Raw genomic sequence first — 24862 nt, 5'->3', positions numbered from 1 at the left:
GGTCACAGCGCCGGACTGCCGGCATCCACGTTACGGAGAGACCTACCCCACGGACGGGGTGGCCGGGTCCCTATCAGCGGTCCGCCGACGCCACCCGGCCCGGCGACAACACCCCCCGGATCATGCGTACGACAGGGGCAGAAAGTCATACCGGACCGAGCGACCGAGCAGTCCCCGGATGGGGACGATCAAAAAGGTAACGGGCGGAATGGCACGGGGGCGTCGGGACACGTTCCCAGGGTTGCTGTCAGAATTGCCGGCATGTCCGACGTTCCTGCCCGGCCCCGGGTCCTCTCCGGGATCCAGCCGACCGCCGACTCGTTCCACGTGGGCAACTACCTGGGCGCGGTGCGTAACTGGGTGGCCATGCAGGACACGCACGACACCTTCTACAGCGTGGTCGACCTGCATGCGATCACCGCTGGGCACGACCCGGTCGCACTGCGCAACTCCACCCGGATCGCGGCGGCGCAGCTCCTCGCGGTCGGCCTCGACCCGGAGCGGACCACCCTCTTCGTCCAGTCCCAGGTGCCGGAGCACGCCCAGCTCAGCTGGGTGTTGAGCTGCATCACCGGGTTCGGCGAGGCGAGCCGGATGACGCAGTTCAAGGACAAGTCGGTGAAGCAGGGCGCCGACCGCTCCAGCGTCGGCCTCTTCACGTACCCGATCCTGCAGGCCGCCGACATCCTGCTCTACCAGGCCGACGCGGTGCCGGTCGGCGAGGACCAGCGGCAGCACCTGGAGCTGACCCGCGACCTGGCGCAGCGCTTCAACACCCGGTTCGGCCGGACCTTCACGGTGCCGGCCCCGTACATCCTGCGCGACACCGCGAAGATCACCGACCTGCAGGACCCGACCGCCAAGATGTCGAAGTCGTCCTCGTCACCGGCCGGGATCATCATGCTGCTCGACGATCCGGCCCGGTCGGCCAAGAAGATCAGGTCGGCGGTGACCGACACCGGGCGGGAGATCGTCTTCGATCCCGAGGGGAAGCCGGGGATTTCGAATCTCCTGACCATTTTCGCCGCGCTGACCGACCGCGGCATCGAGGATCTCGTCGCGGCGTACGCGGGGAAGGGCTACGGCGACCTCAAGAAGGACCTGGCCGAGGTGGTGGCGGAGTTCGTCCGGCCGATCCAGCAGCGCACCCAGGGCTACCTCGACGATCCGGCGCAGCTTGACAAGCTGCTCGCGATCGGCGCGGAGAAGGCCCGCGCGGTCGCCTCGGTCACGCTGCGCGAGGCGTACGAGCGGGTCGGGTTCCTTCCCGGCATGCGGGCCGGCTGACGCCGGGTCCCGGTGGTGCCAGCCACCGGACGCCGGCAACGAGTCGCCGGTCGGTGCGGTGCCGGCCCCGGGTGAGTGGAGCGGAGTGTGGTTGTCGCGGACGGGTCGCAGGATTCCGGGACGTCGATGACCCGGGTCGGGGTGGCCGTCGACGTACCGGAGCCGTGGTGCGAGTTCCTGACCCGGCGGCGGGCGGAGGCCGGCGATCCGCAGGCCGCGTACGTGCCGGCCCACCTGACGCTGCTCGGGCCGACCGATGTACCGGTGGCGAGCCTGCCGGCGGTGGAGCGGCACCTGACCGAGGTCGCCGCGGCGCACCGGCCCTACCCGCTGCATCTGCGCGGCACCGGCACCTTCCGGCCGATCACCGAGGTGGTCTTCGTGGCGGTCGCGGCCGGGATCAGTGAGTGCGAGCTGCTCGCCGCGGCGATCGGGCGGGCGCCCGAGCTGCGCCGGGAGAGCCGGTTTCCGTACCATCCGCACGTCACGGTCGCCCAGGATGTCGCGCCGGAGGAACTGGACCGGGTGTACGAGGACCTGGCCGACTTCTCCGCACTCTTCAAGGTCGAGCAGTTCACCCTCTTCTCGCACAGCGGCGAGGCCCGCTGGCAGCCCCGCCGGGATTTCCCGCTCGGCGGCTGAGCGGCAGCCGTCGCGGTCGTGGCGTGCCGGGCCGTTGCTGCACCCACGCCCGGTGGCGATGGGCAAGGATGTCGGCGTGAACGCGTTCGAGCGGGTGGTGCTGCGGATCGACGCCCGGCTGACGGCATACCGGGAGCGGTCGCCGTCGTTCGATCATCTCGCCCGGGCCGTGGGCCGCTACACGGACGTGCTCGGTACCCGGCTCGCGGCGGCCATCGCCTACTACGGCTTCTTCGCGGTCTTCGCCCTCGGCCTGGTGGCGTACGCGGTGCTGGCGGCGCTGCTCGGCGACAGCGCGGAGAGCGGCGAGGTGGTCGTCGGGTTTCTCCAGCGGAACCTTCCGTTCGTCGATCCCGAGCAGATCCGGCAGAGCAGCGGTCGTCCCGGCATCGTCGGGCTGATCCTGCTGGCGGTCACCGGGATCGGCTGGGTGGAGTCGATCCGCTCCTCGCAGCGGTTGATCCACGGGCTGGCCCAGCATCCGGGCTACATCGTGCTGCGCCAGTTGGTCGACCTGGCGGTACTGCTGGTGATCTTCGTGCTGCTGGGGCTCTCGATCGGTGCCGTGGACGCGCTGGAATCGCTGCTGAGCTGGCTGCTGGGAGCACGTTCGATCATCCTCACCATCTGTAGCTGGTTCCTGGCATTCATGGTCAACATGCTGCTGGCCTCGGCGTTGCTGCTCGCCGTGCCGCGGCTGCGGATGAGCCTGCGGCGCTGGCTGCCGGCGGTGCTGCTGGTGGCGCTGGGCGTGACGCTGTTGAACTCGGTCGGCCGCTACTACGTGGTGCGCTGGGAGCGGAACCCGGCGTACACGGTGGTGGCCGGCGCGGTGGGCCTGCTGATCTATCTCTATCTGCTCAACCAGTTGCTGCTCTTCGGGGCGGCGCTGGCGGCAACCAGTCACCAGGGGCGGGTCCTGGACCTGACCCGCGCACCCCGGGTGCCCGACCCGGCCCGCCCGGAGCCGCCGTCGACCGAATGAGCCGGCCGGAGTGCCCGGCGTGAGAGGAAAGAGACCAGGACTGCTATTCGGGCAAATGCCACTAATGACACGCGGGTCACCGCGATGATGGGTCGCGTGGGCGCACTAGTGACGTTGGAACTGCCGGACGACTCGCCGATCCTCGCCCTGCCCTGGATCATCACCTTCGGACCGCTCGACGACGACGAGGAGTGGGAGCCGGTGGTCTGCGGCCCGTACGAGCGCGCCCACGCGCTGGCGCTGGCCCAGTCGGTCGTCGCCGACGAGGAGCTGATGGCGGTGGTCGAGCCGCTGCTGCCCCGGGTCTCCGCCGAGGAGATCCGCGCGGAGATCGCCGCCGCGCAGCTCGCGGCCGCGGCCGAGGACGAGGCGGCGGATCTCGCCGACACCAGCATCTACGGCGACTACGAGGACCTCGGTGCGGAGGAGGTGATCGGCGAGGGCACCCGCCGGCCGGTCCAGGCCGGCCAGCCGCCGGACGCGACAGAGGTCCGCGCCGGCATCGCCCGGATCGCCGCCATGCTCACCCGGCCGCACCGCTGACCCGGCTCGGCCCGACTCAGCTCGCCAGGGTCGTGAAACGCCGGCAGGGTCGTGGTACGCCGGCAGGGTCGTGAAACGCCGGCAGGCTCGTGAAACGCCGGTGCCCCGGGGAGCGCGCGCTTCCCGGGACACCGGCCCCACCATCCCCTCCACCACAAAGGGGTCGTAGCCCCGGTCGCCCGCCGGCGCGGGGCGCGACGACGACCAGGTCGCTCGAGGAATTACCCGGTTACCGGCCGGACGAACCACCCGGCCGTGTCGGTCGGCAGCGTCGTACCGTCGGCATCGCCCGCCAGGAGTTCGCTGGTCAGGATCGGCGTGCCGTAATCCCGTACCGTCACCGGCTCGTCGCCGAAGTTGACCACGCAGGTCAACTCCGGTGCGCCGGCCGGCGCCGCACGGCTGAAGGCGAGCACTCCCGGCTCGCTCTCCCGCCACCGCACCCCGCCCGCACCAGCCGGGCCGCCCGCACCAGCCGGGCCGCCCGCACCAGCCGGGCCGCCCGCACCAGCCGGGTCGCCCGCACCAGCCGGGTCGCCCGGCAGTGCGGGGTGGTCGCGGCGCAGCCGCAGCGCCGCCCGGTAGAGCTCCAGGGTCGAGTCCGGGACGCCGGTCTGGGCGGTGACCGAGCGGGCCCGCCAGGTCGGCGGGGCCGGCAGCCAGGCCGGGGCGGCACCGGCCGGACCGAAGCCGTACGGCGGGACGTCGCCGCTCCAGGGCAGCGGCACCCGGCAGCCGTCCCGGCTCTCCCCGGTGCGGCGGAACGCGGGGTCCTGCCGCAGCTCGTCCGGGAGGTCGAGCACCTCCGGCAGGCCCAGTTCCTCGCCCTGGTAGAGGTAGACGCTGCCGGGCAGGGCGAGCATCATCAGTGCGGCGGCGCGGGCCCGGCGCAGCCCGAGGGCTCCGTCGCCGTAGCGGGTGACGTGCCGTTGCTTGTCGTGGTTGGAGAGCACCCACGTGGTGGGCGCGCCGACGATCGTCGCCTCGGCCAGCGCGGTGTCGATGACCTTGCGGAACGAGTCGGCCGACCAGGTGGCGTCGAGAAAGTCGAAGTTGAACGCCTGGTGCAACTCGTCCGGGCCGATGTAGCGGGCCAGCCGCTGCGGTGTCTCGGCCCACGCCTCGGCGACCGCCATCCGGCCACCCGGATAGCTGTCCAGGATGGGACGCCAGGCCCGGTAGATGTCGTGCACCTCGTCCTGGTCGAAGTAGGGCAGCCGGGCCCGGCCGAGCAGTTCGACCTGACGCTGGCCGGCCGGGACGCCGTCGCCGACGTCCGGCAGCCCCTCCGCCTTGATCATCCCGTGTGCCACGTCGATCCGGAAGCCGTCCACGCCCCGGTCGAGCCAGAACCGGAGTACGTCCTCGAACTCGGCGCGTACCTCGGGGTGCCGCCAGTTCAGGTCGGGCTGGGCCGGGTCGAAGAGGTGCAGGTACCACTGGCCGTCCGGGACCCGGGTCCAGGCCGGACCGCCGAAGATCGACTCCCAGTCGTTCGGCGGCAGGTCACCACCCGGCCCCCGGCCGTCCCGGAACAGGTAGCGGTCACGTTCGGCGGAGCCGGGCGGGCTGGCCAGGGCGGCGGTGAACCACGGGTGCGCGTCCGAGGTGTGGTTCGGCACGATGTCGACGATGATCCGCAGTCCCAGGGCGTGCGCATCAGTGATCATGTGGTCGAAGTCGGCGAGGGTGCCGAAGACGGGGTCGACGTCCCGGTAGTCGGCGACGTCGTAGCCGCCGTCCACCATCGGCGACCGGTAGAACGGGGTCAGCCAGAGCGCGTCCACCCCGAGGTCGCGCAGGTAGGGCAGGCGACTCCGGACTCCCGCGAGGTCGCCGACGCCGTCACCGTCGGCGTCGGCGAAGCTGCGGACGTACACCTGGTAGACCACCGCGGACTTCCACCAGTCTTCGGCGGGCCGGCCGGGTGCGGGGGAGACGCTCATCAGGGGTTCCGTTCGTCGGGCGTCGGGCGCGGTATGCCGGGAGGGTGTCAGAGCAGGATGCCGGGCCGGCATTGCAAGAGTCAAGCATTCCTTGCGCAAGAAACGCCGCCACTCAGACCGGGAGCGGCAACTCCGCCGACGGCTGCGCCTCGGTCGTGGGCCGCTCGGCCACCCCGGGCGCGACCGCGGTCGAGCCGCGCACCACCAGCTCCGGCCGGAAGACGTACTCGGAGTGTGGCGCGGCGTGCCCGTGGATCTCGTCGACCAGGGCGCGTACCGCCGCGACCGCCATCGCGGTCACCGGCTGCCGCATGGTGGTCAGCGGCGGGTCGGTGAAGGCCATCAGCGGCGAGTCGTCGTAGCCGACGACCGAGAGGTCGGCCGGTACCGACAGGCCGCGCTGCCGGGCGGCCCGGACCGCGCCCAGCGCCATCAGGTCGGAGCCACAGACCAGCCCGGTCACGCCCCGGTCCAGCAGTCGGCCGGCGGCGGCCTCGCCACCCTCCACACCGAAGAGCGACAGCTCGGCCAGCTCGTCCAGGTCCCGGTCGGAGAGGCCGACCAGGCGCTTCATCGCGGCCTTGAAACCGGCGACCTTCCGCTGCACCGGCACGAACCGGCCGGGCCCGGTGATCAGGCCGATCCGGCGGTGCCCGAGCGCGACCAGGTGCGCCACGGCCAACTCGCCGGCCTCCCGGTCGTCGCAGGAGACGAAGGGCGCGGGCAGCCCGGTCTGGTAGCCGTTGACCAGCACGATCGGCAGCGGCCGGGCGATCAGCGTGCGGTAGCGGGCGGGATCGGCGGCGGTGTCGGCGTGCAGCCCGGAGATGAAGACGATCCCGGAGACCTGCCGGTCGAGCAGCATCTCGACGTACTCGTCCTCGGTGACGCCGCCCGGGGTCTGGGTGCAGAGCACCGAGGTGTAGCCGGCCTGCGCGAGCCCGGACTCGACCACCTGGGCGAAGGCCGGGAAGATCGGGTTCTCCAGCTCCGGCACCACCAGCCCGACCAGTCCGGCGCTGCGCTTGCGCAGTCGCGCGGGCCGCTCGTAGCCGAGCACGTCGAGCGCGGTGAGGACGGCCTGCCGGGTCTCCGGCGCCACTCCGGGGCGGTCGTTGAGCACCCGCGACACCGTGGCCTCGCTCACTTCGGCCTGCTGGGCGATGTCGGCCAGTCGTGCACGCATGGCGGAACCTTAGCCCATCGAACGTTTCTTGCGTAGGTCACGGCAAGAACTTGCAGTGCCGGCCGCCGGCGAGCTCCGCGTGGCGACGAATGGGGCGGTACCACCGGTCGGTCCGTGCCGGGGAGGCGCACAAAAGCGACGAGCGGGACGGTCAAGATGACGATCCGGAGGCAGTTGTTGCAAGCAGATGTGCAAGGGGTTTCGAAATCAGCAACACCTTGCTACTGTCCCGCCGATACCCAGCAGGCAGACCCTAGGAGCGCACATGCGTCGCATGGCCAAGGGGGTCGTCGTACTCGCGTCCACGGCCCTCGCTCTGACGCTCGCCGCGTGCGGCGACGACGAGGCGGCGGATCCGAAGTCGACAACCGATCCCGCCGCCCTGAAAGCCGAACTGACGTGGTGGGACACATCGGACCCGAAGAACGAGGGGCCGGCGTTCCAGGAACTCATCGCGAAGTTCAACGACACGTACCCCAACGTCACGATCAACTACCAGTCGGTGCCCTTCGGTGAGGCACAGAACAAGTTCAAGACGGCCGCCCAGGCCAAGACGGGCGCCCCGGACATCCTGCGGGCCGAGGTGGCCTGGGTGCCGGAGTTCGCCTCGCTCGGCTACCTCTACGCGCTGGACGGGTCGGAGCTGCTCGCCGACGAGTCCGACTTCCTCGCCACCCCCCTGTCGGCGAACAAGTACGACGGCAAGACCTACGGCGTGCCGCAGGTGACCGACTCGCTGGCCCTGCTCTACAACAAGGAACTGCTGAACCAGGCGGGCATCGCCGAGGCACCGAAGAGCTGGGCCGACCTCAAGACCGCCGCGCTGACCATCAAGCAGAAGACCGGCGTGGAGGGGCTCTACCTCAACCCGGCCGGCTACTTCCTGCTGCCCTTCCTCTACGGCGAGGGCGGCGACCTGGTCGACCCGCAGGCGAAGAAGATCGTCGTCAACTCCGCGCAGAACGTCGCGGGGCTGCAGGTCGCCAAGGACCTGATCGCCAGCGGTGCGGCGGCGAAGCCGGCCGCCAACGACGCGTACGGCACGATGATGACCCTCTTCAAGGAGAAGAAGGTCGCGATGATCATCAACGGGCCGTGGGAGGTCAACAACGTCGGCAGCGCCCCCACCTTCGGCGGCCTGGAGAACCTCGGCGTCGCCCCGGTGCCGGCCGGCTCGGTGAAGGCCGGCGCACCGGTCGGCGGGCACAACTACGTGGTCTGGTCCGGCATGCCCCAGGAGAAGGTCGACGCCGCCGTCGCGTTCGTCAGGTTCATGAGTTCGGCGGAGTCGCAGGCGTACGTCGCCGACCGGCTCGGCCTGCTGCCGACCCGCACCTCGGCCTACGCGCTCGACACGGTGAAGACCAACCCGATGATCTCGGCGTTCAAGCCGGTCGTCGACTCGGCCGTGGCCCGGCCCTGGATCCCGGAGGGCGGTCAGTTCTTCGGGCCGCTGGACCAGATGGCCACCGAGGTGCTGGTGCAGAACAAGGACCCGAAGGCGGCGCTGGACGGCGTCGCCGGCAAGTACAAGGCCGAGGTCGTCCCCGCGTACGGCATGTGATCCGACCTGCCGGCGCCTGGCCGGCGGCGACACCTGGCAACACCTGGCAACCCGGCGGGGCCGGCCGACATCGGCGGCCCCGCCGGCTCCCCTCCTGGAGCGCAGTGATGAGCACCGTGACCGCCGGTCGGGCGGCGGCGCCCGCGCCGCCCGACCGTCGCCCCGCCCGCCGGTCCCGGCTGCGGCGGAGCTGGGACAGACACTGGTACGCCTGGGCGATGGTGCTCCCCGTCGTCGTGGTTCTCGCGGTGCTGGTCTTCTATCCGCTGGGCCGGGGCATCTGGATCTCGCTGACGAACATCAACGAGGCGAACCAGGTGGCGGAGATCTGCACCCGCTCCATCACCGGCACCGAGGACTGCAGACCCAACCCCAACCGCTGGGAGTTCGTCGGCCTGGACAACTACCTCCGGGTGCTCGGCGGCGAGGTCGGCGAGTTCTGGCAGTGGACCCTGGTCACCCTGATCTGGACCTCGGTCTGCGTCGTCTTCCACTACGGGCTCGGGCTCGGGCTGGCGACCATGCTGAACCGGCCGATGCGGCTGCGCGGCCTCTACCGGGTGCTGCTGGTGCTCCCCTGGGCGGTGCCGGCCTTCGTCAGCGCCTTCGCCTGGAAGTTCATCTTCAACGAGCGGTTCGGGCTGGCCAACTCGCTGCTCACCGCGTTCGGGGTCGACCCGGTCGACTGGTTCGCCAACCGGTGGAGCTCGCTCTTCACCGCGATCGTCACCAACATCTGGCTCGGCGTGCCGTTCATGATGGTGGCGCTGCTCGGCGGGATGCAGTCCATCCCCCGGGAGCTGCACGAGGCGGCCGAGATCGACGGCGCGAGCCCGTGGCAGCGGTTCGTCAACGTCACCCTGCCGGGGCTGCGCCCGGTCAGCATGACGGTGGTGCTGCTCGGCACCATCTGGACGTTCAACATGTTCCCGGTGATCTTCCTGGTCACCGAGGGCCAGCCGGCCGGCCAGACCGACATCCTGGTGACCGGCGCCTACCGGGCCGCCTTCGAGGGGATCCGGAACTACTCCCTCGCCTCGACCTACGGGGTGCTCATCCTGTCGATCCTGCTCGTCTTCTCGGTCTTCTACCGGCGGGCACTGCGCAAGCAAGGCGAGGTGTGGTGACGATGAGCCAGACCAGCGTCCCGCCGGCCGGTGCGGTCGTCGCCCCCGCCGCCCGCGCCACCCAGGCCCGGCGCGCTGGTGCCCGAGGTAGGGGCCGGTCGCCGCTGCGCTCCGTGCTGCTGCACGCCACCCTGGTCGTCGCCTCGCTGATCGCGATCGGCCCGATCGTCTGGGTGCTCTTCTCGTCGTTCAAGCCCGGCTACGCGGTGCAGAGCAGCGAGCTGACCCTGGTCAAGGACCCGACCCTGGCCAACTATCTCTACGTGCTGACCGAGACCAGGTTCCTGCGCTGGTTCCTCAACTCGGTAGTGGTCGCGGCCTTCACCATGCTGATCGGCATCTTCATCGCCGCCACCACCGGCTACGCGGTCTCCCGGTTCAACTTCCCGGGGCGCCGCCCGTTGATGATGGTCTTCCTGGTCACCCAGATGTTCCCGATGCCGATCCTGATCGTGCCGATTTACATGATCATGGCCGGGCTGGGGCTGATCAACACACCGCCGTCGCTGATCATCGCGAACCTCACCATCGCCGTGCCGTTCTGCGCCTGGATGCTCAAGGGCTACTTCGACTCGATTCCGACCGCGTTGGACGAGGCGGCGGCGATCGACGGCTGCGGCCCTTTCGCCACCTTCTGGCGGGTGGTGCTGCCGCTGGCCCGGCCGGCGCTCGCGGTCACCGGCTTCTACGCCTTCCTGACCGCCTGGGGCGAGGTCGCGTACGCCTCCGCCTTCATCCAGGAGGACCGGAACTTCACCCTCGCGTACGGGCTCCAGCAGTTCGTGCCGCAGTTCAACCCGCAGTGGGAATACCTCACCGCCTCGGCGGTGCTGGTCACCATCCCCGCCGGCATCGTCTTCCTCGTCGCCCAGCGGCACCTGGTCTCCGGCCTCACCGGCGGCGGTATCAAGGAGTGACGGGGCAACCCACCGGGCGCACCACGACGGGTCGGCGTACCACGTGCGGAGCAGGCACCCGTGCTCGGCGAAACCGTCGACGTCTTCCTCCGGGTGCCGGCGGCGGCACCGGTCCGGCAGGTCTTCGTCCGGAGCACCCCGGACGGCGAGCCGCGCTTCACCGCGGCCACCGTGGACCGGCGCGGTGCCGGTGAGGTCTGGTGGCGGGGCCGCACTGCCGTGGTGGCGGGGCCGCACTGCCGTGGGGTGGCGGGGCCGGGCTGTCGGGCGCGGCAGGCTTCACTTCGACGGCGGATCGATGACCTCGCGCATCCGGTTGACCTCGACGGCCTGCTCGAAGGCGATGTTCCGGGCCAGTTCCCGGATCCGCTGGTCGACGCCGCTCGCGAGCACCTCCTGAGCCATCGCGATGGCACCCTGGTGGTGCGCGGTCATCATCTCGACGAACATCCGGTCGAAGGCGGTGCCGGTGGTCGCGGTGAGTGCGGCGATCGCCTCCGGGCTCTGCATGCCGTGCATGTCCGGGTGCTCGTGCCCGGTCCCGCCGAGCAGCGAGTTGAGCCTGCGGTCCCGCAGCCAGCCCTTCAGCACCTCGACCTCGGGCTGCTGGGCGGCCCGGATCCGGTCGGCGATCGCGATCACGCCGGTGCTGCCCGCCCGCTGCGGCACCAGCGCGGCCATCTGCAACGCCTGCTCGTGGTGCGGCACCATCATCGTGACGAAGCGGATGTCGGCCGCGTTGTGCGGCGCACCGGGCGGCGGGGTCAGCTGGTCCGGCCGGAGCACCTGCGCCGGCTCGCCCGGACGGCCGGGCTGGATGACCGGTGCCGTCCCGATCGCATCGGTGGGGAGCACGGAGGGCGTCGGCGCCGGTGCGGGGGTGGTGGCGACGGAGCCCGCCGGTGCGCCGTCGTCCCGGGTGGTCGCGACCGCGGCGACGCCGGCGGCCAGCAGCAGCGCCACCGCTTCGACCGCCGCGAGGAACGCGATCACCGGGCGACGGCTGCTTCCGGTCGCGTTCCTGGCCAACACCACAGCGTGACTCCCGTCCGCCCTGCCGGCCAGTGGTGGCGTAGCTGGGACTTCGCACCGGGGCCGGGCCGTCCACCCCGGGTTGGCCGATGGTAGCCCGGCCACCGGGGCCGTGGAAGATCCAGTACGCCCGCCGGCAGGGCCGAGCGGAGAGCTGACCTCCCGCTGCCTACTGTCGCACGCCCTGGCTGGCCAGCAGGGCGGTTACGCCGTCGAGATAGGTCTTCGGGTCCGGGCCGCCGGTGAGCACCCGTTGCAGGGCGAAGGCGGGCATCAGGCCGAACAGGACAGCGCCCACCGCCTCGGGGTCGGCGTCGGCCGACAGTTCGCCGGCCTGTTGCGCCCGGCGGGCGAGGGCGACGAAGCGGGACCGGACGCGGCCGTAGAGGCGGGCGGCGAACTCGGCCAGTGCGGGGTCGCGCAGCGACTCCGCCCAGACCTGGATGGCGAACCGGAAGATGCCCTCCGGGCCGGTCTGGGCCTCGATGAACCGGAGCGCCCGGTCCAGCGCCTCGATCAGGGGCAGCGGTGGGGCCGCCTCGGTGAGCGCGACGAAGATCTCGTCGGCGTCGTCAAGGACGGACTCGGCGATCGAGGTGACCAACTCGTGCTTGCTGCCGAAGTAGCGGTAGACCGCGCCCACCGAGAGGCCGGCCTCGTTGATCACATCCTGCATCGAGGTGGCGTGGAAGCCGTTGCGCCGGAAGCAGCGCTGGGCGGCGTCGAGGATCTGCTGCCGCCGGGCCGCCAGGTGTTCGTCGGATACGCGTGGCACGACACACATTGTAAAACGAACGCTCGTTCTTGACGGGATCTCGGCGGAGGAGGGACTCTCAGCTAAGAGAACGAGCATTCGTTTTAGAAGGAGCCGAGATGACTCGTCCACCGGAGCACTCCGGTCCGCCACCCACCACCGCGCAGCCACGCCGGCCGCTGGCGGTCGCCGTCCTGCTGGCCGTCGCGGTGGTGCTGCTGCAGTCGCTGCTCGTGCCGCTCTTCGCCGGGCCGGCGATGAACCTGGCACCGCGCGACCTGCCGATCGTCGTCGCCGGCCCGGCCCCGGCCACCGACCGGCTGGTCGAGCAGCTCGACGTGGCCGCCCCGGGCGCCTTCGAGGTGATCCGGCTCCCCGACGGCGCGGCGGCCGACCGGGCGCTGCGCGACCGCGAGGCGTACGCCGCGTTCGTGGTCGGCCCGGACGGGCCGACCCTGCACACCGCGAGCGCGGCGGGTCCGGCCGTGGCCGCGCTGCTCACCCAGGCGGCCGGCGAGTTCTCCGGTGGCCAGCCCGTGCCGGTGGTCGACGTCGTGCCGGCCGACCCCGACGACCCGCGCGGTGCCGGTTTCGCGGCCGGGTTCCTGCCGCTCGCCCTGACCGGCATGATCGCCGGGGCGCTGCTCTTCCTGCTGGTGCCCAGCCGGCTCGCCCGGCTGGCCGGGCTGGTCGGCTTCGGCGTGCTGGTCGGCCTCGCCGGCCCGCTGGTGCTACAGGGCTGGCTCGGCCTGCTCCCCGGCGACGCCGTGGCCAACGGCGCGGTACTCGGGCTCGTCGGGCTGGCCGTGGCGGCCTCGGTCTGCGGGCTCGGCGCGGTGCTGGGCCGGGCCGGTCTCGGGCTCGGCGCGGTGCTGGTCTTCCTGGTCGGCAACCCGCTCTCGGCCGTCGCCGCCGCGCCGGAACTGCTGCCCCAGCCGTGGGGCGCCGTAGGCCAGTGGCTGCCGGTCGGTGCCGGTGGCACCCTGCTCCGCTCGACGGCCTTCTTCGACGGCGCCGGAGCCGCCAGTGCGCTGCTGGTCCTCGCCGGGTACGCCACCGCCGGCCTGCTGCTGGTCGCTCTCGGCCGCGTACGGCAGCCGCCCGCCGCAGCCGCCACCGGCTCGGCCGAGCCACCGGCCGCCGCCGACCTGGCCCGCGCCCGGGCCTGACTCCACCCCGAGCCGCCGGCCGCCGCCAGCCGAGGCGCACCGGTCACCAGCAGCGCGGCCCCGCGCCGGACTCCTCTCCGCCGGGACCCCGGCGCTCCGCCGCGTCGTCCCCGCCGCCGCACCGCCGGGGGCGGGGACGACGCGGCGAGGGGTGATGGGGGAGGATGTCCGCCGTGGAACCTCTCCGGCTGATCCTGCTCTACGCCCACCTGATCGGTTTCGCCCTGCTGCTGGGCGGTGCCGCCGCCCAGTACGTCACCGGACGGATCCGGATCAACTCCCTGATGCTCTGGGGCGCCGTCATCCAGGTGCTGACCGGGATCGGGCTCTCCGCGCCGCTGCGAGACGGCGACGAGCCGGCTCCGGCGAAGCTGGTCACGAAGCTGGTGATCGGCCTGATGATCTTCGTGATGGTGTTCTTCTCCCGCAGGCGGGAGCAGGTCAACCGCGGCCACTTCCTGGCGATCATCGGGCTGACCCTGGTCAACGCCGCCGTGGCGGTCTTCTGGCGCTGACGCCTGCCGCGTCGGCCCGGGCCCGGTCGTCGCGGCGAGTGAGCGGACGGCTCCGCGCGGAACGGGTCGAAACGGGACGGGCCATATCCCCAGGTCACGCATCGGGCGGCCCTGGGAGTGATCTCCCGCACCCTGAAGTTACGTAAGGGTAACGGGCACTCAACAGTCAGGCACGATTGTCGGCCGGTGGACAGGCGCGGGCGTACGCTCCCGTCCGTAACGTGGGACAGCCGGCGGCAAATGCGCAGGCCGGCTCAGGGCTGCCACCGCGGTGGGCGGTGCGCAATGGGAAGGAGACCGTCTTGCGCTCTGTGCGTGGGATGCGGATCGCCTCGGTACTCGCGGCAGGTGGGCTCGCACTGGGCGCAGCCGCCGCGTGTGGTGAGGCTCCGGACGATAACGGCGCGGGCGGCGACGCCGCCGACAAGTACACCGCGTGCATGGTGACGGACGTGGGAGGCATCGACGACAAGTCGTTCAACACCTCCGCCTGGGCGGGGCTGGAGGCGGCCAAGGCCGCCGACGACAACATCGACATCAAGTACGTGGCGTCCAAGGCCGAGGCAGACTACGAGCCGAACCTGACCCAGTACGTCAACCAGGACTGCGACTTCATCCTCGCCGTCGGTGGCCTGATGGGCGAGGCCACCTCGAAGATCGCCAAGGCAAACCCCGACCAGCAGTTCGGCATCGTCGACGCGAAGCTGCCGGAGAGCAACGTCTTCCCGATGCAGTTCGACACCGCGCAGGCCGGCTACCTCGCCGGCTACCTGGCGGCCGGGATGACCGAGACCGGCAAGGTCGGCACCTACGGCGGCATGAAGATCGGTCCGGTGACCATCTTCATGGACGGCTTCGTCGACGGTGTTGCCCAGTACAACAAGGTCAAGGGCAAGAGCGTCCAGGTGCTCGGCTGGAACAAGGAGACCCAGAACGGCTCCTTCACCAACGACTTCGTCAAGCAGGACGAGGGCAAGAAGGTCTCCGACACCCTGGTCGCCCAGGGCGCGGACATCATCATGCCGGTGGCCGGCGGTGCCGGTCTGGGCACCACGGCGGCGGCGCAGGCCTCCGGCGGCAAGTACTCGGTGATCTGGGTCGACGTCGACGGCTGCGAGAGCACCCCGAACTGCCCGGCCCTGCTGACCACCGTCGTCAAGAACATCAAGGATGCCGTCAAGGACGCCGTGGTGACCGCGGCCAAGGGTGACAAGCTGGCACACGACCCCGGCTACCTCGGCACCCTGGCCAACAACGGCGTCTCACTGGCGCCGTACCACGAGTTCGACGACAAGGTGCCGGCGGAGCTGAAGGCCGAGATCGACAAGCTCAAGGCCGACATCAGCTCCGGCGCGATCACCGTCACCTCGGCCAGCCAGCCCAAGTGACCCGGTGATCCCGGCCGCCCGACCCCGCTCGGGCGGCCGACCGGGACGGCGTCGACGTCGACGATCCGGTCGCTCCGATCGTCGTGGAGAGTGTCTCCGCGCCGATCGGGGCGACCGGTTTTCGCACAGCAGCTAGGCTGCACCATCCGCCCGCACTCCCCAGGAGGCTGCGCTGAGACTCGAACTGCGGGGCATCACCAAGCGCTTCGGTGAGCTGGTCGCCAACGACCACATCGACCTGACGGTGGAGCCCGGAGAGATCCACGCGCTGCTCGGTGAGAACGGCGCGGGCAAGTCCACCCTGATGAACGTCCTGTACGGCCTGATCCAGCCCGACGAGGGCGAGATCCTGGTCGACGGCAGTCCGCTGAAGGTCAGAGGGCCCGGCGACGCGATCGCCGCCGGGATCGGCATGGTGCACCAGCACTTCATGCTCGTACCGGTCTTCACCGTCGCCGAGAACGTGATGCTCGGCGCCGAACAGGTCCGGGGCGGCATCGTCGGCCTGCTCGACCGGCGGCGGGCCCGCCGCCAGGTGGCCGAGGTCTCCACCCGCTACAACCTGCGGGTCGACCCGGACGCGGTGGTCGAGAACCTGCCCGTCGGCGTGCAGCAGCGGGTGGAGATCCTCAAGGCGCTGACCCGGGACGTCGACCTGCTCATCCTGGACGAGCCGACCGCCGTGCTGACCCCGCAGGAGACCGAGGAACTGCTCGGGATCATGCGGTCGCTCAAGGAGTCCGGCAAGTCGATCGTGTTCATCACGCACAAGCTCAAAGAGGTCAAGGCGATCGCCGACCGGATCACGGTGATCCGGCGCGGCCGGACCGTCGGCACCGCGAGCCCGAGCGCGAGCGAGGACGAACTCGCGGCACTGATGGTCGGGCGTACGGTCAACCTGACGGTGCAGAAGCGCACCGCCGCGCCCGGCGACCCGGTGCTGGAGGTCGAGGGACTGGTCGTCGACGACGACCGCGCGGTGCGGGCCGTCGACGGTGTCGACCTGACCGTCCGGGCCGGCGAGGTGCTCGGCATCGCCGGTGTGCAGGGCAACGGGCAGACCGAGCTGATCGAGGCTCTGATGGGGCTCCGCCCGGTGCTGCGCGGCTCGGTACGCCTGGCCGGCCAGCGCGTCGACGGCTGGCCGACCAAGCGGGTGCTGCGGTCCGGCGTGGGCTACGTCCCCGAGGACCGCAGCGTCGACGGGCTGGTCAAGGAGTTCAGCGTCGCCGAGAACCTGGTGCTGGACATGTACGACCGGCCGCCCTTCGGCTCCGGCCTGGTGCTCCGGCCGGACGCGATCACCGCCTCGGCCCGGGAACGGATCCCGGAGTTCGACGTGCGCACCTCCTCGGCCGAAGCCTCCGTCGGCACGCTCTCCGGCGGCAACCAGCAGAAGGTGATCATCGCCCGGGAGATGTCCCGGCCGCTCAAGCTCTTCGTCGCCGCCCAGCCGACCCGGGGGGTGGACGTCGGCTCGATCGAGTTCATCCACCGCCGGATCGTGCACGAGCGGGACGTCGGCACCGCCATACTGCTGGTCTCCAGCGAGCTGGACGAGGTGATCGGACTCGCCGACCGGATCGCGGTGATGTACCGGGGCCGGATCCTCGGCGTGGTCGGGCCGGAGACCCCGCGCGAGGCGATCGGCCTGCTGATGGCCGGCATCACCGATCCCGGAGCCGAAGCCGCACCCGGAGCCGAAGCCGCACCCGGAGCCGAAGCCGGGCCCGGAGCGGAAGCCGGGTCTGGAGCCGAGTCCGCGCCCGGAGCCGAAGCCGGGTCCGACAGTGCCACACCGACCGGCACCCCGGACGGGCCGGCCGAGCCGACCCCCGACGTCCCCGGTAGCGAGGAAGCTCGATGACCGACGGCAGCACTCCCGCGTCGCCGGAGCGGCCCGACGCCGCGTCGCCGGAGACGAGCCCGGCCGGGAAGCGGCCGGGCCGGGAGACGACGAGCACCGGGCCGGGCGACCCGGCCAGCCCGACGGCGGCCGGCGGTGGTGCCGGGCCGGCCGGCGCCACGGCGGGCGACGACGGCGGTGGCTCCGGCGGCGGCCGAGGGCTGGCCGACCGCGACGGCGGCGGTGCGCTGCTGCTCCGGACGTTCGTGCAGAACCTCTGGGCGGCCAACACCGTCACGGTCACCGTGCTGGCGATCGTGCTGGCCACGCTGATCGGCGCCGTGCTGATCATCGTCTCCGACCCGGACGTGCTGGCCACCTGGGGCTACTTCACCGCCCAGCCCTCCGACGCGCTCGACGCCAGCTGGACGGTGGTCAGCGAGGCGTACGCGAACCTCTTCAAGGGCGCGGTCGTCGACCCGGCGGCGGTGCAGGCCTGGGCGGACGGCACCGGCGGCTGGCAGCCGGTCTTCGCGCCGATCTCGGAGACGCTGACCTACACCGCCCCGCTGGTCTTCACCGGGCTGGCGGTGTCGCTCGCCTTCCGGGGCGGCCTGTTCAACATCGGCGCACAGGGGCAGGCCACCATCGGGGTGATCCTGGCCGCGCTCGCCGGTTTCCTGCTGCCGCTGCCGCCGGTGCTGCACCTGATCGTGGCGGTGCTGGCCGGCGCGCTGGGCGGGGCGATCTGGGGATTCGTCCCCGGCTTCCTCAAGGCGCGCACCGGCGCGCACGAGGTGATCACCACGATCATGCTCAACTACGTCTCCTTCTCCTTCCTGGCCTGGATCATCGTGCAGAACGGGATCCACGACCCGGACCGGACCGACGCGATCAGCCGGCCGGTGGACGGCTCCGCCCAACTGCCCCGGCTGCTCGGCAGCGACCTGCGGGTGCACCTCGGCATCGTGCTGGCCGTCGCCGTCACCTGGGCGGTCGGCTGGCTGCTCAACCGCTCCACCTTCGGCTTCGAGCTGCGCGCGGTCGGCGCCAACCCGGACGCCGCGCGGACCGCCGGCATCGGTGTCGGCCGGACGTACGTGCTGGTGATGGTGATCGCCGGAGCGCTCTCCGGGCTCGGCGGCGCCAACATGGTGCTCGGCACCACCGCCACCGCGCTCACCCCGCTGGTGGTCGCCCAGATCGGTTTCGACGGCATCCTGGTGGCGCTGCTCGGCCGGGTGAAGCCGTGGGGGGTCGCGCTCGCCGCCCTGCTCTTCGGGGCGCTCCAGGCCGGCGGCAACCGGATGCAGTCGTACGCCAGCATCTCGCTGGAACTGGTCACCGTGTTGCAGGCGCTGATCGTCATCTTCATCGCCGCACCGGCACTGGTGAAGGCGATCTTCGGGCTCCGGGCCGCCCGGGCAGCCAGGTTGTCCACGAGCATGGCGAAGGGCTGGTAGGCGTACATGTCGACAATGGCTGTCGAGGACGTCGCCGTCGCGGTGCGTCCGGGCTTCTGGACCCGGGAACGCCGGGTCGGCGCCGGTGCCCTGCCGCTCGGGCTGCTCGCGGCGGCCCTCTTCGGTGCGCTGGCCACCGGGGCGGACGCGCGGTTCACCCTGAGCGAGGACGCGGGCGGGGCGGCGCTGGCCGTCGACGGCACCCTCGGGGCGATCGTCTTCGGGCTGGTCGCGGCGGCGGCCGGCGCCGCGCTGCTGGCCGGGCCGGCGAGGCGCTGGTTCACCCCGCTGCTCGGCGTGGCGGTGGTCGGGGTGGTGCTCTCCTTCCTCTGCTGGCAGGTGTCGGCGGCGCCGGCCGGGCAGAACTTCATGCCGCTGGTCAACATCGTCCGGGGCACCTTCATCCTGGCCCTGCCGCTGATTTTCGGTGCGCTGGCCGGGGTGCTCTGCGAGCGCTCCGGCGTGGTGAACGTGGCGATCGAGGGGCAGCTGCTGATGGGTGCCTTCGCCGGTGCCCTGGTCGGCACCATCGCGGCGAGCGCCTGGGTCGGGCTGGTCGCGGCGGCGCTGGGCGGGGCGTTGGTCTCGCTGCTGCTGGCGATCTTCACCATCCGCTACCTGGTCGACCAGGTGGTGATGGGCATCGTGCTGAATCTCCTCGCGGTCGGGCTGACCGGCTTCCTCTACGAGCGGCTGATGCAGCCGGAGGCGGCGAAGTACAACCAGCCGCCGAGGTTCGAGGCGTGGCCGATCCCGGTGCTGTCGGAGATCCCGGTGATCGGGCCGGCGCTGTTCCGGGGCAACATCTTCCTCTACCTGGCGCTGATCCTGGTGGTGGTGGTCCACGTGGCGCTCTTCCGCACCCGGTGGGGGCTGCGGACCCGCTCGGTCGGCGAGCATCCCACCGCCGCCGACACCCTCGGGGTGAAGGTGCTGGGGTTGCGCTACCGGAACGTGCTGCTGGCCGGCATGGTCGCCGGGGTGGGCGGCGCGTCGTACACGCTGGCGCTCTACACCTTCAGCAAGAACATGATCGGCGGCAAGGGCTTCATCGCACTGGCGGCGCTGATCTTCGGACGGTGGAGCCCGACGGGCGCCCTGTTGGCGGCGCTCTTCTTCGGTTTCGCCGACCAACTCGGCACCTATCTGGGCGCGATCGACAGCAGCATCCCGAGCGAGTTCCTGGCGATGCTGCCCTACCTCGCCACCCTGCTGGCCGTCGCCGGCCTGGTCGGCAAGGTACGCGCGCCGGCCGCCGACGGTAAGCCCTACATCAAGGGCTGACCAGCGGCGCGGCAGGATGGGAGGGTGGCGATGGAGATTGACTGGGCAAAGCTGCGGGCTGCCGCGACAGATGTGATGCGGCACGCGTACGCGCCCTACTCGAACTTTCCGGTCGGCGCGGCGGCGCTTGTCGACGACGGCCGGATCGTGGTCGGCTGCAACGTCGAGAACGCCGGCTACGGGGTGGCGCTCTGCGCCGAGTGCGGGGTGGTGTCGGCGCTGCACGCCTCGGGGGGCGGTCGGTTGGTGGCGCTCTCCTGCGTGGGTGCGACAGGTGAGCCGCTGATGCCGTGCGGGCGGTGCCGGCAGCTGCTCTGGGAGAACGGTGGCCCGGAGTGCCTGGTCGAGGCGGATCCGGTGCCGCTGCGGATGGCGGAGCTGCTGCCGCACGCGTTCGGCGTGCAGGACCTGGAGGCGATCGCGGCGTCGGTGAAGGTGCCGCCGGTGCCGGAGGAACTGGCCGCGTGGCGGGGGCGGGGGACCGTCTTCGTGCACCCCGACCTGTCGGGCGGGCGGCGGGTCTGGACGGGTTACTGGGAGCGGGCCGCCGGAGACTCCGCCGGGGCGCAGACCGGCGTGCTGGAGGAGGCGCCGAGCTGGGACGATCCGGACGAGGCGGTGACCTGGGGGCTGGCCCGTACCCCCCGGGTGGTGGTGGTCGACGCGGACGGCGCGATGTTCTGGGCGGGCGAGGGGGAGCCGCCGGTCGAGATCCCCCGACGCTGGGGTTCCTGATCCGGCAGGTTGTGCCGCCGCCCGGGAGGCCGGGATGCGACAGGAGCCGGGATGCGACAGGAGCCGGGATGCGACAGGAGACGTGAGGAAGAGTTGTGGGCGGGTTCGCTGCGGTTGACGTGATCCGGGTTAAGCGGGACGGTGGGGCGCTCTCGGCCGAGCAGATCGACTGGGTGGTCGACGCGTACACCCGGGGGCGGGTCGCCGACGAGCAGATGTCGGCGCTGGCCATGGCGATCCTGCTGCGCGGCATGACGGCCGGCGAGATCGCCCGCTGGACGGCCGCGATGATCGCCAGCGGCGAGCGGCTGGACCTCTCGGGGGTACGCCGGCCTACCGTGGACAAGCACTCCACGGGTGGCGTCGGCGACAAGATCACGCTGCCGTTGACCCCGCTGGTGGCGGCGTGCGGTGCCGCCGTACCGCAGCTCTCCGGGCGAGGGCTGGGGCACACCGGAGGGACGCTGGACAAGCTGGAGTCGATCCCGGGCTGGCGGGCGACCCTGGGCAACGACGAGTTCATCGCGCAGTTGGGCGAGGTGGGCGCGGTGATCTGCGCGGCGGGTGAGCGGCTGGCGCCGGCCGACCGGAAGCTGTACGCCCTGCGCGACGTGACCGGCACCGTGGAGGCCATCCCGCTGATCGCGAGTTCGATCATGAGTAAGAAGATCGCCGAGGGCACCGGGGCTCTGGTGCTGGACGTGAAGGTCGGCTCCGGCGCGTTCATGAAGTCGGAGGCGGACGCCCGGGAGCTGGCCCGCACCATGGTCGAGTTGGGCGGCGCGCACGGGGTGCGGACGGTCGCGCTGCTGACGGAGATGTCGACGCCACTGGGGCTGGCGGTCGGAAACGCGGTCGAGGTGGCCGAGTCGCGGGAGGTGCTGGCCGGTGGCGGGCCGGCTGACGTGGTGGAGCTGACCGTCGCGCTGGCCCGGGAGATGCTGGCGGCGGCGGGGCTGCCGGACGCCGACCCGGAGGCGGCACTGCGGGACGGCCGGGCCATGGACGTCTGGCGGGCGATGATCCGGGCCCAGGGCGGGGACCCGGAGGCGCCGCTGCCGGCCGCCCCGGAGGTGGAGGTCGTCCGGGCGGAGCGGGACGGGTACGTCGGCGGCGTCGACGCGTACGGGATCGGGGTCGCGGCGTGGCGGCTCGGCGCGGGACGGGCCCGCAAGGAGGACCCGGTCAGCGCCGGCGCCGGGGTGCTGCTGCACCGGAAGCCGGGAGATCCGGTCCGCGCCGGTGACCCGCTCTGCGAACTCCGGGCCGACGACCCGGCACGGATCCCGGCGGCCCGGGCGGACGCCGTGGCGGCGGTGTCGATCTCGGACCGGCCGCCGGCCGCGACGCCGCTGGTCATCGACCGGATCGGCTGAGCGGCGGCGGTGGGCGCGGCGGGCATGGTGTGAGCGTCCCCGAGCCGCTATCCTCGCTCGCCGGGGGACCCTCGCTCGCCGGGGGACCACGGAGTCCGGTTCGGCGTCGACCCGGGCGTAACCGGTGCCGGAGGCACGCCCGACCGGCGCCGACGCGACAGGAAACGACACTGTGAGCGTTCTCGTTCCCGACCCGCAGGCGGTCCGTGCCGCGAACGTGGCCGAGCTGGAACGGTTGGGGCTGCCCCTGCCGCCGGAGCAGTTTCCGTTGGTCTGGGAGCCGGGCGACACGGTCGAGCTGCGTCCCACCGCTGACATCGAGGCCCGCACGGCAGTACTGCACCTGGTGCTGGCGCGGTGCTTCGGCATGCCGCCGCAGGAGGGGATGAGCTGGCTGCTCAGCTCGCACCTGGTGGAGCGGGTGACACCGCCGGAGTGGCAGTTCGTGATCGGCAGCCGGGGCGACCACCGGTCCTTCGTACTGCACCACGACGCCGTCTTCGCCCTGGCCTGGGTACTCGGGCTGAGTCGGCATCTCGACCCGACCGAGCCCAGCGACGAGCGGTTGATGGAGCGGCTGCCGGACCTGATGGCGGGGGAGACCTTCACGCAGTGGCGGTCCCGCACCCTGGCGGCGCCCCGGGACGCGGCGGAGGTGGCTGCGGTGCTCGACTTCTACTACTGCCTGGACTGGGGTTACCTGGAGGCCGAGCAGGAGGGGCTGCACCTGCCCGGGATGATCGACAGCAACGCGATCGGGCAGCGGCGGTGGGCGCTGGAGTGGTCGGTGGTGTTCCGGGGGCCGTTCCACGACCCGCCGGCCGGCTGGGAGGAGGTCGACCTCTCGACCTGAGCCGGGCGGCGGATCCACCCGCGGGATGTATCCGTGCGGGCGGGGTGCGGGCCGGTCAGGTGGGCGGTCAGGTGGGGTGGTGGGCGGTGGCCTGGACGGCGACGGTGACGGTGGTCGGCTGGGAGAGGCGGGCGATCCGCCGGTCGAGGTCGGCGGGGTCGGTGTGCCAGGCGCTCGGGCCCATCCCGACCAGGGTGCGGAGCTCGGCGTGGTCGAGCCGGAGCGTGCTCCGGTGTGTCGCGGTCGCACCCTGGCTGAAGTGCCCGGCCAGGCTGCCGGCGAGCCGCGCCTCCTTGGCCGGGTCGACCCGGAGCAGGCCGAGCAGGTCGACCAGTTCACCGAGGTGGTCGGCGGCGGGCGTGACCACCAGCAGGGCGCCGTCGCGGCGGAGCACCCGGTGGAACTCCGGGCCGTTGCGGGGCGCGAAGACGTTCAGCAGCAGCCCGGCGGCGCCGTCGGCGAGCGGCAGGCCGCGCCAGGTGTCGCAGAGCGCGGCGCCGGCCCGGGGATGGGCCCGGGCGGCCCGGCGCAGCGCCGGCTTGGAGACGTCCAGGGCCAGCCCGGCGGCGGCGGGCAGGGCGTCGAGCACCGCGGCGAGGTGCCGGCCGGTGCCGGCCCCGGCGTCCACCACCAGTTCCGGGTACGCCTCCGGCGCCTCCCCGGCGACGGTGCTGGCGAGATCGGCGAGGGCGGTCGAGATCAGGTCGTAGTGGCCGGCGCGGAGGAACTCCTCCCGGGCGGCCACCATCGCCGGACTGTCCCCGGAGTGCGTGGTCCGACCGGCGGTCAGGTTGACGTACCCCTGCCGGGCCAGGTCGAAGCTGTGCCCCGCCGGGCAGCGGAGCGCGACCACGGCGGCGGGTGGTACGGCAGCCAGCGGCCGGCCGCAGACCGGGCAGCGGAGCCGCCGCAGGACCTCGGGAGGCACCCGGTCACGATACTTCGATGCCTGGTGGGCCCGTCCGGGGCGGGGTGGCCGGGCCACTAGGGTCGGTGCATGGCGGCAATCGGCTACGACGAGATCGTCCGGGTTCCCAAGGCGTTGCTGCACGACCACCTCGACGGCGGGCTGCGCCCGGCGACGATCGTCGAACTCGCCGAGGCGGTGGGGCACCCGCTGCCGACCACGGATCCGGCGGAACTCGGCCGGTGGTTCGTCGAGGCGGCCGACTCCGGCTCGCTGGAGCGCTATCTGGAGACCTTCGCGCACACCGTGGCGGTGATGCAGACGGCGGAGGGGCTGCGCCGGGTGGCGGCCGAGTGCGCGCTGGACCTCGCCGCCGACGGTGTGGTCTACGCGGAGGTCCGGTTCGCGCCGGAGCAGCACCTGGAACGCGGTCTCGATCTCGACGGCGTGGTGGAGGCGGTGCTGGCCGGCTTCGCCGACGGTGCCGCCGGGGCGGCGGCGGCCGGACGGCCGATCCGGATCGGCACGCTGCTGACCGCGATGCGGCACGCCGCCCGGTCGCAGGAGATCGCCGAGCTGGCCGTCCGGCACCGGGACACCGGCGTGGTCGGGTTCGACATCGCCGGTGCCGAGGCGGGTTTCCCGCCGACCCGGCACCTGGACGCCTTCGAATACCTGCAACGGGAGAACTTCCACTTCACCATCCACGCCGGCGAGGCGTTCGGGCTGCCGTCGATCTGGCAGGCGATCCAGTGGTGCGGGGCGGACCGGCTCGGGCACGGCGTACGGATCGTCGACGACATCACCCCCGGCGACGACCGGCCGGTGCTGGGGCGGCTGGCCGCGTACGTGCGGGACAAGCGGATCCCGCTCGAACTCTGCCCGTCCTCCAACGTGCAGACCGGTGCCGCGCCGTCGATCGCGGAGCACCCGATCGGGCTGCTGCGGGACCTGCGGTTCCGGGTCACGGTCAACACCGACAACCGGCTGATGAGCGGCACCTCCATGTCCCGGGAGATGGCGCTGCTGGTCGATGCGTTCGACTACGGCTACGCGGAGTTGCAGTGGTTCACCATCAACGCGATGAAGAGCGCCTTCATCCCGTTCGACGAGCGGCTCGCCATCATCAACGAGGTGATCAAACCGGCGTATGCCGCGGTGCTGCCCTGAGGCGTACGCGGGTTCGGTGCTGGTGCGGTCCGTCCGGTCTCGCTACGCCGGCATGGCGCTGAGCAGGGGCGATTCCGACGATTTCCTCGGCCGGTGTCTCTTTCGGTCGCTAAAACTGCCGGGCTGGTCAGTCCGACTGTCCGGCCGGCCATCCGCTGTCCGCACGGACCGCG

The 24862-nt window shown here is 71.9% G+C and carries 22 protein-coding genes; 17 read left to right on the top strand and 5 right to left on the bottom strand.

Annotation, left to right across the window (positions count from 1 at the left end):
- Positions 1-261 precede the first annotated feature (261 nt).
- From trpS to ACN28C_RS01520, 4 genes are all read left to right on the top strand, one after another.
- The gene (gene trpS, locus ACN28C_RS01535) at positions 262-1287 is read left to right on the top strand and encodes a tryptophan--tRNA ligase (RefSeq protein ID WP_422771831.1); all 1026 of its coding nucleotides are present in this window, start codon (positions 262-264) and stop codon (positions 1285-1287) included.
- 126 nt (positions 1288-1413) lie between these two features.
- Entirely contained in the window at positions 1414-1929 is a 516-nt protein-coding gene (locus tag ACN28C_RS01530) for a 2'-5' RNA ligase family protein (RefSeq protein ID WP_422774927.1), read from the top strand.
- Between the two features lie 76 nt (positions 1930-2005).
- Positions 2006-2914, top strand: coding sequence for a YihY/virulence factor BrkB family protein (locus ACN28C_RS01525; protein ID WP_422771830.1), 909 nt, complete (start codon positions 2006-2008; stop codon positions 2912-2914).
- Between the two features lie 96 nt (positions 2915-3010).
- Positions 3011-3457 (top strand): hypothetical protein, encoded by a 447-nt coding sequence (locus ACN28C_RS01520; protein ID WP_422771829.1) that lies wholly within the window; start codon positions 3011-3013, stop codon positions 3455-3457.
- 221 nt (positions 3458-3678) lie between these two features.
- Here ACN28C_RS01520 and ACN28C_RS01515 read toward each other — a convergent pair whose 3' ends face one another.
- Both ACN28C_RS01515 and ACN28C_RS01510 read right to left on the bottom strand, forming a co-directional pair.
- Positions 3679-5403, bottom strand: a complete 1725-nt coding sequence (locus tag ACN28C_RS01515) for an alpha-amylase family glycosyl hydrolase (protein ID WP_422771828.1) — start codon at positions 5401-5403, stop codon at positions 3679-3681.
- Between the two features lie 112 nt (positions 5404-5515).
- Positions 5516-6589, bottom strand: a complete 1074-nt coding sequence (locus ACN28C_RS01510) for a LacI family DNA-binding transcriptional regulator (protein ID WP_422771827.1) — start codon at positions 6587-6589, stop codon at positions 5516-5518.
- 265 nt (positions 6590-6854) lie between these two features.
- On the opposite strand from ACN28C_RS01510, the gene ACN28C_RS01505 reads away from it, so the two are divergent.
- From ACN28C_RS01505 to ACN28C_RS01495, 3 genes are all read left to right on the top strand, one after another.
- Positions 6855-8153 (top strand): extracellular solute-binding protein, encoded by a 1299-nt coding sequence (locus tag ACN28C_RS01505; protein ID WP_422771826.1) that lies wholly within the window; start codon positions 6855-6857, stop codon positions 8151-8153.
- 107 nt (positions 8154-8260) lie between these two features.
- The gene (locus ACN28C_RS01500; RefSeq protein ID WP_422771825.1) at positions 8261-9280 is read left to right on the top strand and encodes a carbohydrate ABC transporter permease; all 1020 of its coding nucleotides are present in this window, start codon (positions 8261-8263) and stop codon (positions 9278-9280) included.
- A gap of 2 nt (positions 9281-9282) precedes the next feature.
- On the top strand, positions 9283-10197 hold the full coding sequence (locus ACN28C_RS01495) for a sugar ABC transporter permease (RefSeq protein ID WP_422771824.1): 915 nt from the start codon (positions 9283-9285) through the stop codon (positions 10195-10197).
- 279 nt (positions 10198-10476) lie between these two features.
- On the opposite strand, the gene ACN28C_RS01490 is transcribed toward ACN28C_RS01495, so the two are convergent.
- Positions 10477-11226, bottom strand: a complete 750-nt coding sequence (locus ACN28C_RS01490; protein WP_422771823.1) for a DUF305 domain-containing protein — start codon at positions 11224-11226, stop codon at positions 10477-10479.
- A 172-nt stretch (positions 11227-11398) separates the two neighbouring features.
- A complete protein-coding gene (locus ACN28C_RS01485; protein WP_422771822.1) occupies positions 11399-12004 on the bottom strand; it encodes a TetR/AcrR family transcriptional regulator in 606 nt (201 codons plus the stop codon).
- Between the two features lie 98 nt (positions 12005-12102).
- Between ACN28C_RS01485 and ACN28C_RS01480 the strand changes: the two genes are divergently transcribed.
- From ACN28C_RS01480 to ACN28C_RS01440, 9 genes are all read left to right on the top strand, one after another.
- Positions 12103-13152, top strand: coding sequence for a hypothetical protein (locus ACN28C_RS01480; protein ID WP_422771821.1), 1050 nt, complete (start codon positions 12103-12105; stop codon positions 13150-13152).
- 173 nt (positions 13153-13325) lie between these two features.
- The gene (locus ACN28C_RS01475) at positions 13326-13667 is read left to right on the top strand and encodes a hypothetical protein (protein WP_422771820.1); all 342 of its coding nucleotides are present in this window, start codon (positions 13326-13328) and stop codon (positions 13665-13667) included.
- A 320-nt stretch (positions 13668-13987) separates the two neighbouring features.
- Positions 13988-15055, top strand: a complete 1068-nt coding sequence (locus ACN28C_RS01470) for a BMP family lipoprotein (protein WP_422774926.1) — start codon at positions 13988-13990, stop codon at positions 15053-15055.
- Between the two features lie 172 nt (positions 15056-15227).
- On the top strand, positions 15228-16922 hold the full coding sequence (locus ACN28C_RS01465) for an ABC transporter ATP-binding protein (protein ID WP_422774925.1): 1695 nt from the start codon (positions 15228-15230) through the stop codon (positions 16920-16922).
- Positions 16919-18364: an ABC transporter permease gene (locus ACN28C_RS01460; protein ID WP_422771819.1), complete on the top strand. Its 1446-nt coding sequence runs from the start codon at positions 16919-16921 to the stop codon at positions 18362-18364. The genes ACN28C_RS01465 and ACN28C_RS01460 overlap by 4 nt, the downstream gene beginning before the upstream one ends.
- Before the next feature lie 6 nt (positions 18365-18370).
- Entirely contained in the window at positions 18371-19648 is a 1278-nt protein-coding gene (locus ACN28C_RS01455; RefSeq protein ID WP_422771818.1) for an ABC transporter permease, read from the top strand.
- A gap of 30 nt (positions 19649-19678) precedes the next feature.
- On the top strand, positions 19679-20383 hold the full coding sequence (locus tag ACN28C_RS01450; RefSeq protein ID WP_422774924.1) for a cytidine deaminase: 705 nt from the start codon (positions 19679-19681) through the stop codon (positions 20381-20383).
- Positions 20384-20478: 95 nt separating this feature from the next.
- Complete coding sequence (locus tag ACN28C_RS01445; protein ID WP_422771817.1) at positions 20479-21759, top strand: thymidine phosphorylase; 1281 nt, start codon at positions 20479-20481, stop codon at positions 21757-21759.
- 172 nt (positions 21760-21931) lie between these two features.
- Positions 21932-22612, top strand: a complete 681-nt coding sequence (locus tag ACN28C_RS01440) for a DUF4272 domain-containing protein (RefSeq protein WP_422771816.1) — start codon at positions 21932-21934, stop codon at positions 22610-22612.
- A gap of 67 nt (positions 22613-22679) precedes the next feature.
- Here the strand turns inward: ACN28C_RS01440 and ACN28C_RS01435 are convergent, their stop codons facing one another.
- Positions 22680-23540 carry a putative RNA methyltransferase gene (locus tag ACN28C_RS01435; protein ID WP_422771815.1) on the bottom strand — a complete coding sequence of 287 codons (861 nt, stop codon included), beginning with the start codon at positions 23538-23540 and terminating at the stop codon, positions 22680-22682.
- Positions 23541-23609: 69 nt separating this feature from the next.
- Between ACN28C_RS01435 and ACN28C_RS01430 the strand changes: the two genes are divergently transcribed.
- Positions 23610-24689, top strand: coding sequence for an adenosine deaminase (locus ACN28C_RS01430; protein WP_422771814.1), 1080 nt, complete (start codon positions 23610-23612; stop codon positions 24687-24689).
- The last annotated feature ends 173 nt before the right edge of the window (positions 24690-24862 follow it).

Source organism: Plantactinospora sp. WMMC1484 (assembly GCF_049315195.1).
Taxonomy (GTDB): Bacteria; Actinomycetota; Actinomycetes; order Mycobacteriales; family Micromonosporaceae; genus Plantactinospora.
This window is presented reverse-complemented; position numbering and strand designations above follow the sequence as displayed.